The organism is Mesorhizobium sp. L103C105A0 (assembly GCF_000502215.1).
Lineage (GTDB): Bacteria > Pseudomonadota > Alphaproteobacteria > Rhizobiales > Rhizobiaceae > Mesorhizobium.
Window position 1 is genome coordinate 142,099 of record NZ_AYXF01000006.1, and the last position, 12,918, is coordinate 155,016.

Here is a 12,918-nt window from a genome sequence, read left to right on the forward strand (position 1 = left end):
CAACCGGCCCTAATGTACGTCCCGATGGATCACCTTGGGATAGGTATGGATCACCTCGGCCGATGAGACACGGTCATCGAAACCGGTATCCCTGAGATTGAAGAGGCCGACCGAGCCGAAGGACTTCTTCGCCCCTTGCGCGAAGCGGCCGTCGCTGAAATCGTGTTCGTAAAGCGTCACCGTGACGTGGCCGGCATTGAGCTTCGGCACGTAAACACTGCTGATCGTGTCGTTGGCGACGCCAAGCTGGTTGACGTTGAAGCGATAGAGGTCCTGCACCATGCGCCGGGCCGCATTGCCATTGATCATCCAGTATTCGCGGCGCGATGCGCGGTTCGGGTCGATGAGTTTGAGCGGCGCCTTGCGGCCAAGCCCGAGCCAGTGCTCGAACACCATCACATTGGCGCCCCAGGGATAGGGATAGTTGGACTTGTCGATGATGCGTGGCGGGCCATCCTCGGCAATCTCGGCGGTATCTACATAGTCCAGCCATTGCAGCTGGAACGACGCTTCCACGTTGAGGTCGGTGTTGCGCGGATCGGCAGCGATGATGCGCCAGTCGGAGACCGGCGGATATTTGGTGTCGAGGTCGATGTAGAATTCGCCTTTGGCGGTGTCGTCGGGGTCTATCTTTTGCGGTCCGTCACGCTCGATCGCCACCAGTCGCACCTTGAACCGGTTGTTGACGACCAGCGGATAGATCATCGGACGAATGGGGTGAGCGCCAGGGTCCCGGCTGTCGGTAAAATATCCAGTCTGCGGAACGACATCGCTATCGCCCTTGTCGAACAGGCTGAAAGCCTGACGCCCCTCGAACCACAGATACCATTCCAGCTCGTGGACGTGACCGCGTGCTTCGGAATAGTTGTTGGGCATCCACTTCATGAGCTGGATGTGAAGTCTTTTGGCTAACATGGGTGCTCCTGCCGTTCGGAGCCATGCGAGATAGCCGACCGCCTTCGGGGCGTAAGTGAACCATCTCTCGCTTTCAGGTGATGACGACCGGCTTTCATGTCCTGCTTGGCGCAATCGAATCCTTTTTGCCGTTGCAGGCTTTCATGGCATCAGAGTCGTTTCACGAGGTGCGACCGTCATGACCCTCACCGGCTTCCTTGCCTACAGTGCTGCGCTGGGCATCGCCGCCGCCATTCCCGGTCCCGGCGTCACCGCGCTTGTGGCGCGGGCGCTCGGATCCGGCTTCCGCTCGTCGCTGGCGATGTCGTTCGGCCTGATGCTCGGCGACCTTATTTATCTCACCGCGGTGGTGCTCGGCCTTGCCTTTGTCGCGCAAAGCTTCGGCATGGTGTTTCTCGCCATCAAATGGCTGGGCGTCGCCTATCTCGCCTTCCTCGGCTGGCGTTTCTGGACGGCCGGGATCACGCCAGAGACTGTCGAGGCCAGGAAAGGCAAGGGCGGCCTGGTATCGAGCTTCCTTGCCGGCCTCACCGTCACGCTGGGCAACCCGAAGACGATGATCTTCTATCTCGCCATCACGCCGACCATCGTCGACCTGAAGACCATCACGCTCGCCGACTACGGCATCCTGGTCGCGCTCACCGTTATCGTGCTCTTTGTGGTGCTGGTGCCCTATCTTGCGCTGGCCGCCAAGGCGCGCTGGTTCCTGAAATCGCCACGAGCGCTGAAGGCGCTGAACCGCACCGCCGCCGGCTTCATGGTGGGCGCGGCCGCAGCTATTGCCGCACGTCAGTAGATCGGTTCAGGCCCATCCATTCCGCCGATCGGTCCATCCGGAAAATGCGGCTTGAGGGGACAAGCGTTTTCAGCAAGCGGCCCACTCGATATTTTCGGCCGGCAGCCTATCTTGCGCGGGCGAAAGCCTTATTCTGTCCGCCGACGCCAATTGCCTGATCTGATTTGGGAGCGAAACCAATGAACAAGCCTTCCGCGCGCGTGCCCGGCCGCGGCCGTGTCTACAACTCGATCACCGAGACGATCGGCGACACGCCGCTGGTGCGGCTCGACAAGTTCGCCAAGGAGAAGGGCGTCGTTGCCAACCTTCTTGCCAAGCTCGAATTCTTCAATCCGATCGCCTCGGTCAAGGACCGCATCGGCGTTTCGATGATCGAGGCGCTGGAAGCGTCGGGCCGGATCAAACCCGGCAAGACGACGCTGATCGAGCCGACCTCCGGGAATACCGGTATCGCGCTCGCCTTCGCCGCTGCCGCCAAGGGCTACAAGCTGATCCTGACCATGCCCGAAACCATGTCGGTGGAGCGCCGCAAGATGCTGGCGCTGCTCGGCGCCGAACTGGTGCTGACGGAAGGGCCGAAAGGCATGAAGGGCGCCATCGCCAAGGCCGACGAATTGGCCGCCACCCTGCCTGACGCCGTCATCCCGCAGCAGTTCGAAAACCCGGCCAACCCGGAGATCCACCGCCGCACCACCGCCGAGGAGATCTGGAACGACACTGATGGCGGGGTCGACATCTTCGTCGCCGGCATCGGTACCGGCGGCACGATCACCGGCGTCGGCCAGGTGCTGAAGCAACGCAAGCCCTCGGTGCATGTCGTCGCCGTCGAGCCGGAGGCCTCGCCGGTGCTGTCGGGCGGCCAGCCCGGCCCGCACAAGATCCAGGGCATCGGCGCCGGCTTTGCGCCCAAGATCCTCGACACCTCGATCTATGACGAGATCGTCAAGGTCTCCAACGAGGATTCGGTCGCCAACGCCCGCCTCGTCGCCCGCCTTGAAGGCGTGCCGGTCGGCATCTCGTCGGGCGCTGCCCTGCAGGCCGCCATCGTCGTCGGGTCGCGGCCGGAGAACAAGGGCAAGAACCTGGTGGTGATCATCCCGTCCTTCGCCGAGCGCTATCTGTCGACGATCCTGTTCGACGGGCTGGGGGCTTAACGTCTTAACTGGATAGGCGGCGATCCTTCGCACCCCCCTCTGCCCTGCCGGGCATCGGGGGGTGCTGTCCCTCCGACATCGGAAGTCTCATGGCTGGACCGCAGAAAACCCGGCCGTGGCGTCCGCCACCGGCTTGAGCGGGAGGCGGCTTCAGGGTCAAATCGCCCCGGCCTGCTTCGCGCGGGCAGGGGGAGAATCACATGTACAAGCTTTACACGCGCCCAGGCAGCGGCGGTTTTGTCGTCGAGGCCGCATTGGCGCTGGCAAACGCGCAATTCGACCAGATCGATGTGCCCAAGAAGGATCCGCCGGACCCGGCTTTCCTCGACATCAGCCCGTTGAACCAGGTTCCGGTGCTGACCTTGCCCAACGGTCAATCGATAACCGAATCGGCGGCGATCTGCATCCTGCTTGCCGAGCGCCATCCGGAGGCGGGTCTGGCGCCGGCCGCCGGATCGCCGGATCGCGCCGGTTTCCTGCGCTGGATGGCGTTCATGTCATCGGTGCTCTACCCCGCCATCCTGCGCCTCTACTATGCCCATCGCTACACCACCGATGCCGACGGCAAGAAAGCCGTCAAGCAGGCAGCCATTGCCGAGATGGACCGCGGCTTCGCCATTGTCGATGCAGCCCTCGAGGGGCGCGGCTGGCTGGTCGGCGACGCGATGTCGCTGGCCGACATCTACCTCGTCATGCTGGTGGCCTGGCACCCCGATATGGACAAGGCGCGAGCCGACTGGCCGAACATCGAACGCTTATGGTCGGCGCTGCGCGCGCATCCGCTGATGAAACGGCTCAACACCACGCATGAGATGTGGCCGGCCTGAACGGACGCTTCAATTTCGCAGGATCGCCCGTTTCGCCTGCAGGAAGCGGCGCACGGCGGGGTCGCGTTCAAGGCCAATCGCCCGGTCATAGGCTTCGACCGCTTGCGCCGCATTGCCGAGCCTGGCCAGCAGGCCGGCGCGAGCGGCCCAATAGGGCTGATAGTCGTTGAGCCGCTTGTCGTCGCCCAGCACGTAGAGCGCCGCCAGTCCTGCCGCCGCCCCATCGGCCTCGGCAATCGCCACGGCGCGGTTGATCGAAATCACCGGCGAGCCTGATATCGCCGACAGCGCATCGTAGAAGTTACGGATCGCCGCCCAATCGGTTTGGCCGGTCCGTCGCCGCGTCGCATGCACCGATTGTACCGCCGCTTCGAGCTGATAGCGGCCGATGACGCCCATGTCGGCGGCGCGGCCCAGCAGCGCCTCGGCTTCGTCGATCAGCGCGTGATCCCAAAGACGGCAATCCTGGTCGGCGAGCGGCACATAATCTCCAGCCGCATCGCGCCGCGCCGGGCGCCGCGCCTCGGCAAACAGCATCAGCGCCAGCAGGCCGAGCGCTTCCGGTTCGTCCGGCATCAGTGACGCCACCAGCCGCCCGAGCCAGATGCCTTCGGTCGCCAGATTGCGCGCTCTCGTCTCGGTCCCTGCCGGGTCGGTCCAGCCTTCGGCGAAAGCCGCGTAGATCGCTTCCAGCACCGTTTCCAGCCGCTCGCCGAGTTCGGCCCGATCCGGCACGCGGAACGGAATGCCGATCTCGCGGATGCGGCTCTTGGCACGCACCAGACGCTGGCCCATCGTCGCCGGCGAAACCAGGAAGGCCGAGGCGATCGTCGCCGCGTCGAAACCCAGAACCGTCTGCAGGATCAGCGGCGCCCGCACGCTGGCTTCGATCGCCGGATGCGCACAGGCAAACATCAGCCTGAGACGTTCGTCGGGCAGGTCTTCGTCTTCCATGCTCGCCTCCATCTCCTCGGCCATCAGCTTGAGATGGTCGCGGCTCGCCTCGCTGGTCAGCCGACGGCGCACCGCATCGACGCCACGGCGGCGCGCGACGGCCAGCAGCCATGCCTCAGGCTTCTGAGGCACGCCGGTCTGTGGCCAGCGCTCAAGCGCCGCGGCAAAGGCCTCGGCCAGCGCGTCCTCGGCGCCGGCCACGTCGCGGGTGCGCGCCGCTAGCCAGGCGACCAGCTTGCCGTAACTCTGCCGGGCGGCCGCTTCGGCCGCCGCCCGCGCGATCTCCGGGCGATTGTCCATCACGGTTTCATTTCTTGGGCATGTAGTCGGCCATTTCCCAGATCGGCCGCAACTCGACCGTGCCGGCGCTCGCCGCCGGACAGCGCGCCGCCCAGTCGATGGCGGTATCGATATCGGCCGCCTCGATCATGTAGAAGCCGGCAAGCTGCTCCTTGGTGTCGGCATAGGGGCCGTCGATCACGTTGGTCTTGCCGTCTGTGATCCGCACCGAAGTGGTCGCCTGGGTCGGGCGCAACCGTTCGCCGGCGAGCCATGCGCCGGATTTCTTCAACGCTTCGGTATAGGCGGCATATGCTGCGCTCATCTGCTGAGCCTTCTCGATTGGCGTGTTCGCCTGCGCGGCTTCGTCGCTGTTGATCAAAAGCATGTATCGCATGGGTCTTCTCCCGTGGTTTCGAAGGCCGCGTTCTAGCGTGGCCAGACGTATGTCGCGCGGCGGCGGCCGATTTCGACGGGCTTCAGAAAAAACTTTCGCCTCCGCCAGGAGATTTCGCAAGGACCAGATGTTCCTCCGTCTGCTGGCGGATGACCGGCAGCGGACTGGCCGTGGCTCCGCACAGCACTATCCTCTGTCGTTGGCGGGCACGTCACACGAGGCATGGGAGAAGAGAATGGAACTCGTGACCCACAAGAAATTCAAGAACGGCCGGTTGATGCCATGGGGCAAAGGCACGGTCGTCAGCGGTGCGAAAGGCACCGTCTATCTCTGCGGCAACACCGCGACATCGGCTGACTACGATCCGGCCGGCAAGAAGGGTGGCGGCTTCGCCGGCGATGCCGCGGCGCAGTGGCGGGAAGTTCTCGGCAACATCAAATCGGATCTGGAAGAACTTGGCAGCGGGCTCGACCATCTCATCAGGCTGACCTTTTTCGTCAAAGGGCCATTTCCCGACGGCGGCGTCCTCAGCTCGCCTAATTTTCGTCTCGACGTGCTGGACGCGTTTTTCGCCGAGCATTGTCCGAAGCATTGCAGCGACAACAATCCGCCGCCTTCGGAGGTAATCGGCGTCGCAGCGCTTGCCCAGGCAGACATCGTCATCGAGATCGTCGCCGTCGCGGCGCTGCCGGACTGAGGCGCGAACGAACAGGCCGGCCTTGCGCGAGGTCGCCGTTGCGATCGAAGCGCGCCGGCACGAGCTGCGCCGCCGCGCCGGTGCCGGCGTTGCACAAGGCCTCGGCTTTGGCCAGTGAGCGCCCGGCGACGAGCAGGATCAGGCGTGGCTCGCTCTCCAGCAATTGCACGATGCGGCCGCCGAAAATGCCATAGCCGCCAACGACCAGAAGCCTTATCGCGCCGCTCTTTTTGCGTATGTCGTTTTCCCAGAACGGAGGTCATTTTTGGGTGACATGCGATTAGCCGATCACGCGCGCACGTATCGCGGCGGACAGGATCTCGCAACTATCCTTGCGGCCGAACATGGCGTAGCGGTTTTTGGCGATGCGTTCGTAGAGCCAGTCACGCAAGGGGCGCGGGATGAGCAGCAGGGCCTTCGCCACCCGCCACGGCCAGCCGAGTTCGGCCATCACCGCGATGAAACTGTCCAGCCGGATGAAGGGAGCGCCGCCGACAAGGACCAGATTGGTCTCGTAGCTGTCGGTGCGCAGCCCGTATCTCTGGAACAGCGCCTCGCCGAAGGGCGACTGCGCCGTGGCGAAGCGGAAGCGGTTTTTGCGGTCGAGCCTGACCACCGTGCGCACGAAGCCCGAGCACAGCACGCAGACGCCGTCGAAAACGATCAATGGCTGGCTGGCATCGAAGGGTTCAGGAGAAGAAGTCACGGGAGTCCGGCAGCTTGTGCCTTCAGACACTAAGCCCGCCGGCAGCGGGATCAAAGTCGCGGCGTTGTCGCACGGCTTCTCGCGGCCAGCGCGGGGCGCTCGGCGCGATAGGTGGTTGCGCGGGGATCGGCCTCCGGTCTGCAGATCCGGCTGTCGTGACGCGTTTCGAATGTCATGATCAATGCGCGCCGAGCGAGCTGCCGCGACGGGCGCAGGCCGGACCCGGGCCGCGCATGTAGTAGCGCTCCGGCCGATAGGTCGGCGCGATGAACTCACGGATGGCGGCGGCATAGCCGGCGATGTGGCCCCAGAATTTCATTTTACTCAAGTCCCTGTCCCGATTTTCGGATGTCCCGTCCGATTGCGGGGATCATAGCGTCCAGGCGTGAATAGTCGGTGAACACGATGTTAATCTTTGGTCGAAAACCCCATGCTTCGTGGCCGGAATGCGGCTGTTTGGGGGTCTTTCGGTGTGGTTCGTCGCCATTTCCGGCATTGTGACTTTTGCATCACATATGTTTCGTCTGGATGTCGCTTGAGCGCGGTTCTGTTTCAGATTTGGCGAGCCTCTCGAAATTTCCATGCTCGCTGCCGAAATGCCCCTGGTTGCGCGCCCGGAACCGGAACGGGCCTTGCCCGTTCTCGCTTGAACCGCATCGCGCAGGAGTTCGCCATGGCACCTCGCCCCGCCTGGAAGGGCTATCTGAAACTGTCGCTGGTCACCTGCGCCGTCGAACTGACCAACGTCGTCACCCACGCCGAAAAAGTTTCGTTCCGGGTGCTCAACCGCAAGACCGGCAACACGGTCAAGCGCATCTATGTCGATTCTGAAACCGGCAAGCCGCTGGGCGATGGCGACGAGATCAGGGGCTATGAGGTGAGCCCCGGTGAGTTCGTCCATATCGAGGACGAAGAGATCGAAGCGGTGCAGATCGAGTCCTCGCACACGATGGCGCTGGACGGCTTCGTCGACAAAGCCTCGATAGAGCAGATCTATCTCGACACGCCCTATTATGTCACGCCCGCCGACAAGGTGTCGGAGGAGGCCTTTGCCGTCATCCGCGATGCCATGGCGGACAAGAAGATGGCCGGGCTGGCGCGCGTCGTGCTTTATAGCCGCGAGCGGCCCGTGGTCATCGAGCCGCGCGGCAAAGGCATGGTGCTGACCACCTTGCGCTACGGCAACACGGTGCGGGAGCCGGAGAGCATCTTCGGCGACATCAAGGCGGTGAAGACCGACCAGGAGATGACCGATATGGCCGAACGCATCATCGACAAGAAAAAGGGGAAGTTCGATCCGTCGACATTCGAGGACAAGTATGAGGACGCGCTGCTCGAACTGATCCGCGCCAAGAAGGCCGGCACGAAGGCGCCGAAAGCGCAGGCCGCGCCCAAGCCGTCCAATGTCGTCAATCTGTTCGACGCGCTGAAGAAGAGCCTGTCCGATGGCGGCCAGGCGGAAGGCCCGGCGAAGAAGGCCAAGCCGGCGGCAAAAAGCGGCAAGGCGAAAGCTTCTGCGCCCAAGCGCAAGTCGGCTTGAGGGTCGGCGCCGTGGCCAGCCTCGAACAATATCAGTCCAAACGCGATTTCAAGAAGACGGCCGAGCCGGCGGGCAAGGTCGCGCGCGGCAAGCAGCCCGGCGGCATCTTCGTCGTCCAGAAGCACGACGCGACCAGGCTGCACTATGATTTCCGCCTCGAGCATGAGGGCGTGTTGTGGAGCTGGGCGGTGACGCGGGGCCCGAGCCTCGACCCGCACGAGAAGCGGCTGGCCGTGCATGTCGAGGACCACCCGATCGACTATGCCGGCTTCGAGGGCACCATTCCCAAGGGCGAGTATGGCGGCGGCACCGTCATCGTCTGGGACGAAGGCACATGGACGCCAGAGATCGACCCGGCCAAGGCGATGAAGAAGGGCCATATCGACTTCGAACTCAACGGCCAGAAGCTGAATGGGCGGTGGCATCTGGTCAGGTTAAGACCCCGCCCGGGCGAAAAGCGCGACAACTGGCTGCTGATCAAATCCGACGATGCCGCCGCCCGCCCCGGCGAGGATATCCTGAAGGACGCACCGAAATCGGTGAAGTCCGGCCTGACCATCGAAGAGGTCGCGGAAGGCAAGACCGCCGACGGCAAGAAGCCGAAGGTCTGGCACTCCAACAAGCCCGCGGCATCCAGCAAGGCGAAAGCCGGCAAGCGCCTCGACTTCGTCGAGCCGCAGCTGGCGACGCTGGAGCGCGAGGCGCCGCCCGGCGAGGACTGGCTGCATGAGGTGAAGTTCGACGGGTACCGCATGCAGGCGCAGATCGCCGGCACGGAGGTGCGGCTGCTGACCCGCACCGGCCTCGACTGGACGGGGAAATTCGGCCCCGAGATCGTCGCGGAACTCGCCCAGCTGAAATGCAGCGACGCCATCATCGATGGCGAGATCGTCGTGCTCGCCGACAGCGGCGTTTCGTCCTTCTCGCTGCTGCAGCAGGATCTCTCCGCCAATCGAACCGACCGCTTCACCTACTATGTGTTCGACCTGATGCGGCTTGACGGCAAGGATTTGCGCCGCGAGCCGCTGGTCGAGCGCAAGCAGGCGCTGCAGGAGTTGCTCGGCGAGACGGCCGAAAATGCCGCCGTCCGCTTCAGCGACCATTTCGCTGAGCCCGGCAAGATCATGCTGCAGCACGCCTGCCGCATGGGCCTCGAAGGCATCGTCTCCAAGCGCGCCGATGCGCCCTACCGCAGCGGCCGTGGCCCAAGCTGGGTGAAATCGAAATGCACGGCCCGCCAGGAATTCGTCATCGGCGGGTATCTGCCCTCGGACAAGACCGGCCGCGGCCTGCGTTCGCTGCTGCTCGGCTACCACGAGGGCGGCAAGCTCCACTATGCCGGCCGCGTCGGCACGGGCTTCACAGCCAGGAGCGCCACCGATCTGAAGAAAAAACTCGATGCGCTGAAGGCAGACGCCTCGCCCTTTGCCGCCGCCGTGCCGAAGGGCAAGGGTTTGGTCTGGGTCAGGCCCGAACTTGTCGGCGAAGTGGAGTTCCGCAGCTGGACGTCGGACCGTATAATACGCCACGCGTCGTTCCAGGGACTGCGCGAGGACAAGCCGGCGGAGGAAGTCGTGCAGGAAAAGCCATCGAAGGCGGCGAACAAGGCAAAGCCTGCGGCAAGCGGCGCCGGCAAGGCCGCCGGGGCTAAGGCGCCCGCGACGATCACGACCAGGGTAAAACTATCCCATCCCGACAAGCTGCTGTGGCCCGAGGAAAAAATATCCAAACAGGCTTTGCTCGAACACTACGCGCTGGTCTGGCCGCGCATGGAGCAGTTCATCATCAACCGGCCGCTCAGCCTGGTCAGGGCGCCGGATGGCATCGGCGGTCCGCGCTTCTTCCAGAAACATGCTTCGGCCGGCATGAGCGACAAGATTGCCCGCATGAAGGACCCGACCGATGGCGAGGAAATCCTGTTCATCCGCGATTTCGACGGCCTTGCCGCTCTGGTCCAGTACGGCGTGGTCGAGGTCCACATCTGGGGCTGCAAGATCGATGAGCTGGAAAAGCCGGATCAGATCATCTTCGATCTCGATCCCGATGAAGGCGTCGACGTCAAGGCGGTGCGCGAGGCCGCGCTCGACATCAGGGGCAAGCTTGACGATCTGTCGCTGCCGAATTTCGTCAAGCCGTCAGGCGGCAAGGGCTATCACGTGCTCGTGCCGCTGAAGCCGTCGGCGGATTGGGAGGCGGTCAAAACCTTCTCGCATGATTTCGCCAAGGCGCTAGAGCAGGCCGCGCCCGACCGCTACACGGCGACGCTGTCGAAAAAGGCGCGCACTGGAAAAATCTTCGTCGACTATCTGCGCAACGGCAGGGGCTCGACCACGGTCGCGCCCTACTCTTCCCGCGCCAAGAAGGGCGCGACGGTGTCGGTGCCGGTAACGTGGGCGGAGGTTGAAAAGGGGCTGGCGCCGAATTCCTTCCCGATCGGCGACAAGACGACGCTGAAGGAGTTGGAGAAGGCCGATCCGTGGGCGGATTTCTTCGAGCAGGCGAAGGTGCTGAAGCGGGGGTGAGCGTCGCGCGCCTCACCTGCTACGCAAGCGTTCCGTCACACCCCCCTCTGTCCTCAAGGGGGGAGATTAGCAGTTTCGCCGTTCCTGCCTTACAGCGTTGATGGTTGGCGAAAGCGACCAGGCGTACAATCTCCCCCCTTGAGGGGGAGATGGCCGGAAGGCCAGAGGGGGGTGCTGTCCCACCAGCGTCGCCCAATTAGCGCCTGCAAACTAACCCAAAAACACCCGCTCGAACGCCTGCTTCCCCGGCGGTGAAAACACCACCGCGCGGCTGTCCTTCTCCCGCCTTGCCCATTTCTCCGACAGGATCTTGTCCAGAATAGCCGCGCCGAGCGTTCCCGCGAGGTGCGAGCGGCGCACGCTCCAGTCGAGACAGGCTCGGCAGACCGGCCGGCGCGGCTTGGCGCCGACATCGATGCCGATGGCGGAAAAATGCGATGCTGCCGACGGCCCGAGCCTGATCTCCCCCGGCCGGATCTGCCCCGGCCGGATCTCCCCGAGCCTGATCTCATTGTCGTCGCGCAACAGGATGCCGCGCGCGACGAGGCGGTCGAGCATCGCCACCGCATGTTCGCCGGCGAGGTGGTCGTAGCAGACACGGGCGACGCGCATGGCGCCGTCGCGCGGGCCGGGCCGCACCCGCTTGGGGCCGACCGCTTCGGCCACCCCGGTGATCGCCTCGATCATGCCTGCCACCTGCGGCCCTGCGAGGCCGTAATAGCGATGCCGGCCCTGGCTGGCCAAAGTTAAAAGCCCGCCCTCCATCAGTTTCGACAGATGCGAGGACGCCGTCGGCAGCGACACGCCGGCCTCCAGCGCCAGTTCGCTAGCCGTCAAAGCCGTGCCGCCCATCAGCGCGTTCAGCATGTTTGCCCGCGCCGGATCGCCGACCAGGCTGGCGATGCGGGCAATGTCGGGTCCTTCACGCATAGTTAGGTCTCCATCGAAGCATTCTCGTCAGATAAGCATTATTGTCGGGCGGGATCAAGGAGAACGCCGATGCCAACCGCTTCCGCCCCACTCGCCAGCCGCCGGCGGTTTCCATTCGTCACCTGGCTGCAACGGCGGCTGCTCGCCCGCTGGTACGACCGCCATCTGCAGCGGCTCGACCTCGCGGAGGTCGACGACCATCTGCTGCGCGATCTCGGCCTGACCCGTGAGGATGTGCGCCGCGAATGCGCGAAATCCTTCTGGCAGGCCTGACCGCCAGTGCTTTCGCTTAGCAGACCCTGCGGCACAACGTTTCGACGCCGCTCGAACTATCCACGCGAACCCAAGGAGATCACGATGACCATCACCTGCTTCATCCGCTATGAGATCGACCCGTTCGGCAAGCCGGCCTTCGAGCAATATGCCAAGGCCTGGGGCCAGGCGATCCCGCGCTGCGGCGCCGATCTGATCGGCTACTACGCCCCGCATGAGGGCTCGGCCACCACCGCCTACGCCGCCTATAACATCGACAGCCTCGCCGCCTACGAAGCATATCGCGCCCGCCTCGCCGCGGATCCGGCGGGCAAGGCCAATTACGAATTCGCCCGCCGCGAAAAGTTCATCTTGAAAGAGGACCGCATCTTCCTGAAGCTGGTGTCGGGGCCGCATGGACCGCGGCAGCTGTTCCAGACCGCGGTCAAGGAGGAGATATGATCGCTGTCATCTTCGAGGTGCAACCGGCGCAGGGAAAGCGCGATGCCTATCTCGGCATCGCCGCGGAACTCAGGCCGCTGCTCGACGGCATAGACGGTTTCATCTCGATCGAGCGCTTCCAAAGCTTGGTCCACCCGAACCGCGTCCTGTCGCTGTCCTTCTGGCGCGACGAGGAAGCGGTCGAGGCATGGCGCAACACGGAAGAGCACCGGCAGGCGCAAAAGGCCGGCCGTGGCGGAATCTTTGCCGGCTACCGGCTGCGCATTGCGCATGTGCTGCGGGACTATGGGCTGACGGAGCGGGATGAAGCGCCGGCGGACAGCAGGGCGGTGAATGGGTGACTAGGTATCGGCGTCGCGCCAGGCCTCCTCATCCGGCCGCTTCGCGGCCACCTTCTCCCCGCTGGCGAGAAGAGACTGGCGCAGGCGTCGAAAATCTCCTCTCCCCTCGGGGAGAGGTCAGCCGAGCGAAGCGGAGGCTGGGTGAG

General features: G+C 64.2%; 15 protein-coding genes. 9 read left to right on the plus strand and 6 right to left on the minus strand.

Annotated features, from left to right (window positions below):
• Positions 1-9: 9 nt before the first annotated feature.
• Positions 10-915: a hypothetical protein gene (locus tag X727_RS146730; protein WP_155923587.1), complete on the minus strand. Its 906-nt coding sequence runs from the start codon at positions 913-915 to the stop codon at positions 10-12.
• A 178-nt stretch (positions 916-1,093) separates the two neighbouring features.
• Here X727_RS146730 and X727_RS146725 point away from each other — a divergent pair, with 178 nt between their 5' ends.
• The 3 genes from X727_RS146725 (at position 1,094) to X727_RS146715 (ending at position 3,692) form a co-directional block, all read left to right on the plus strand.
• Positions 1,094-1,711 (plus strand): LysE family translocator, encoded by a 618-nt coding sequence (locus X727_RS146725; RefSeq protein WP_023698059.1) that lies wholly within the window; start codon positions 1,094-1,096, stop codon positions 1,709-1,711.
• Between the two features lie 179 nt (positions 1,712-1,890).
• Positions 1,891-2,865, plus strand: coding sequence for a cysteine synthase A (gene cysK / locus X727_RS146720; RefSeq protein WP_023692952.1), 975 nt, complete (start codon positions 1,891-1,893; stop codon positions 2,863-2,865).
• A gap of 200 nt (positions 2,866-3,065) precedes the next feature.
• A complete protein-coding gene (locus X727_RS146715; protein WP_023706962.1) occupies positions 3,066-3,692 on the plus strand; it encodes a glutathione S-transferase family protein in 627 nt (208 codons plus the stop codon).
• Between the two features lie 9 nt (positions 3,693-3,701).
• Here the strand turns inward: X727_RS146715 and X727_RS146710 are convergent, their stop codons facing one another.
• Together X727_RS146710 and X727_RS146705 are read right to left on the minus strand one after the other, a co-directional pair.
• Positions 3,702-4,946, minus strand: a complete 1,245-nt coding sequence (locus X727_RS146710; RefSeq protein WP_023834560.1) for an RNA polymerase sigma factor — start codon at positions 4,944-4,946, stop codon at positions 3,702-3,704.
• A gap of 7 nt (positions 4,947-4,953) precedes the next feature.
• Positions 4,954-5,322 (minus strand): YciI family protein, encoded by a 369-nt coding sequence (locus X727_RS146705; RefSeq protein WP_023681239.1) that lies wholly within the window; start codon positions 5,320-5,322, stop codon positions 4,954-4,956.
• Between the two features lie 235 nt (positions 5,323-5,557).
• Between X727_RS146705 and X727_RS146700 the strand changes: the two genes are divergently transcribed.
• Positions 5,558-6,019, plus strand: a complete 462-nt coding sequence (locus tag X727_RS146700) for a RidA family protein (protein ID WP_023687546.1) — start codon at positions 5,558-5,560, stop codon at positions 6,017-6,019.
• A gap of 280 nt (positions 6,020-6,299) precedes the next feature.
• Here the strand turns inward: X727_RS146700 and X727_RS146695 are convergent, their stop codons facing one another.
• The gene (locus X727_RS146695) at positions 6,300-6,725 is read right to left on the minus strand and encodes a DCC1-like thiol-disulfide oxidoreductase family protein (RefSeq protein ID WP_031204399.1); all 426 of its coding nucleotides are present in this window, start codon (positions 6,723-6,725) and stop codon (positions 6,300-6,302) included.
• Positions 6,726-6,903: 178 nt separating this feature from the next.
• On the minus strand, positions 6,904-7,053 hold the full coding sequence (locus X727_RS1000000166675; protein WP_196813601.1) for a hypothetical protein: 150 nt from the start codon (positions 7,051-7,053) through the stop codon (positions 6,904-6,906).
• A 345-nt stretch (positions 7,054-7,398) separates the two neighbouring features.
• Between X727_RS1000000166675 and X727_RS146690 the strand changes: the two genes are divergently transcribed.
• Both X727_RS146690 and ligD read left to right on the plus strand, forming a co-directional pair.
• Positions 7,399-8,265 (plus strand): Ku protein, encoded by an 867-nt coding sequence (locus tag X727_RS146690; protein ID WP_023825849.1) that lies wholly within the window; start codon positions 7,399-7,401, stop codon positions 8,263-8,265.
• 11 nt (positions 8,266-8,276) lie between these two features.
• The gene (gene ligD, locus X727_RS146685; protein ID WP_023834563.1) at positions 8,277-10,787 is read left to right on the plus strand and encodes a DNA ligase D; all 2,511 of its coding nucleotides are present in this window, start codon (positions 8,277-8,279) and stop codon (positions 10,785-10,787) included.
• A 210-nt stretch (positions 10,788-10,997) separates the two neighbouring features.
• Here the strand turns inward: ligD and X727_RS146680 are convergent, their stop codons facing one another.
• On the minus strand, positions 10,998-11,717 hold the full coding sequence (locus tag X727_RS146680; RefSeq protein ID WP_023752377.1) for a winged helix-turn-helix domain-containing protein: 720 nt from the start codon (positions 11,715-11,717) through the stop codon (positions 10,998-11,000).
• 69 nt (positions 11,718-11,786) lie between these two features.
• Between X727_RS146680 and X727_RS146675 the strand changes: the two genes are divergently transcribed.
• The 3 genes from X727_RS146675 to X727_RS146665 all read left to right on the plus strand — a co-directional run bounded on the left by X727_RS146675 (position 11,787) and on the right by X727_RS146665 (position 12,772).
• Complete coding sequence (locus tag X727_RS146675; protein WP_023834564.1) at positions 11,787-11,990, plus strand: DUF1127 domain-containing protein; 204 nt, start codon at positions 11,787-11,789, stop codon at positions 11,988-11,990.
• Between the two features lie 84 nt (positions 11,991-12,074).
• Complete coding sequence (locus X727_RS146670) at positions 12,075-12,431, plus strand: NIPSNAP family protein (RefSeq protein WP_023673248.1); 357 nt, start codon at positions 12,075-12,077, stop codon at positions 12,429-12,431.
• Positions 12,428-12,772, plus strand: coding sequence for an antibiotic biosynthesis monooxygenase (locus X727_RS146665; protein ID WP_023834565.1), 345 nt, complete (start codon positions 12,428-12,430; stop codon positions 12,770-12,772). Before X727_RS146670 ends, X727_RS146665 begins: the two co-directional genes overlap by 4 nt.
• The last annotated feature ends 146 nt before the right edge of the window (positions 12,773-12,918 follow it).

Excerpts from the sequence above, each read along its gene's own strand:
- X727_RS146730 (WP_155923587.1), bottom strand. The coding sequence starts at position 915 with ATGTTAGCCAAAAGACTTCACATCCAGCTCATGAAGTGGATGCCCAAC.
- X727_RS146725 (WP_023698059.1), top strand. The coding sequence starts at position 1,094 with ATGACCCTCACCGGCTTCCTTGCCTACAGTGCTGCGCTGGGCATCGCC.
- cysK (WP_023692952.1), top strand. The coding sequence starts at position 1,891 with ATGAACAAGCCTTCCGCGCGCGTGCCCGGCCGCGGCCGTGTCTACAAC.
- X727_RS146715 (WP_023706962.1), top strand. The coding sequence starts at position 3,066 with ATGTACAAGCTTTACACGCGCCCAGGCAGCGGCGGTTTTGTCGTCGAG.
- X727_RS146710 (WP_023834560.1), bottom strand. The coding sequence starts at position 4,946 with ATGGACAATCGCCCGGAGATCGCGCGGGCGGCGGCCGAAGCGGCCGCC.
- X727_RS146705 (WP_023681239.1), bottom strand. The coding sequence starts at position 5,322 with ATGCGATACATGCTTTTGATCAACAGCGACGAAGCCGCGCAGGCGAAC.
- X727_RS146700 (WP_023687546.1), top strand. The coding sequence starts at position 5,558 with ATGGAACTCGTGACCCACAAGAAATTCAAGAACGGCCGGTTGATGCCA.
- X727_RS146690 (WP_023825849.1), top strand. The coding sequence starts at position 7,399 with ATGGCACCTCGCCCCGCCTGGAAGGGCTATCTGAAACTGTCGCTGGTC.
- X727_RS146680 (WP_023752377.1), bottom strand. The coding sequence starts at position 11,717 with ATGCGTGAAGGACCCGACATTGCCCGCATCGCCAGCCTGGTCGGCGAT.
- X727_RS146675 (WP_023834564.1), top strand. The coding sequence starts at position 11,787 with ATGCCAACCGCTTCCGCCCCACTCGCCAGCCGCCGGCGGTTTCCATTC.
- X727_RS146670 (WP_023673248.1), top strand. The coding sequence starts at position 12,075 with ATGACCATCACCTGCTTCATCCGCTATGAGATCGACCCGTTCGGCAAG.
- X727_RS146665 (WP_023834565.1), top strand. The coding sequence starts at position 12,428 with ATGATCGCTGTCATCTTCGAGGTGCAACCGGCGCAGGGAAAGCGCGAT.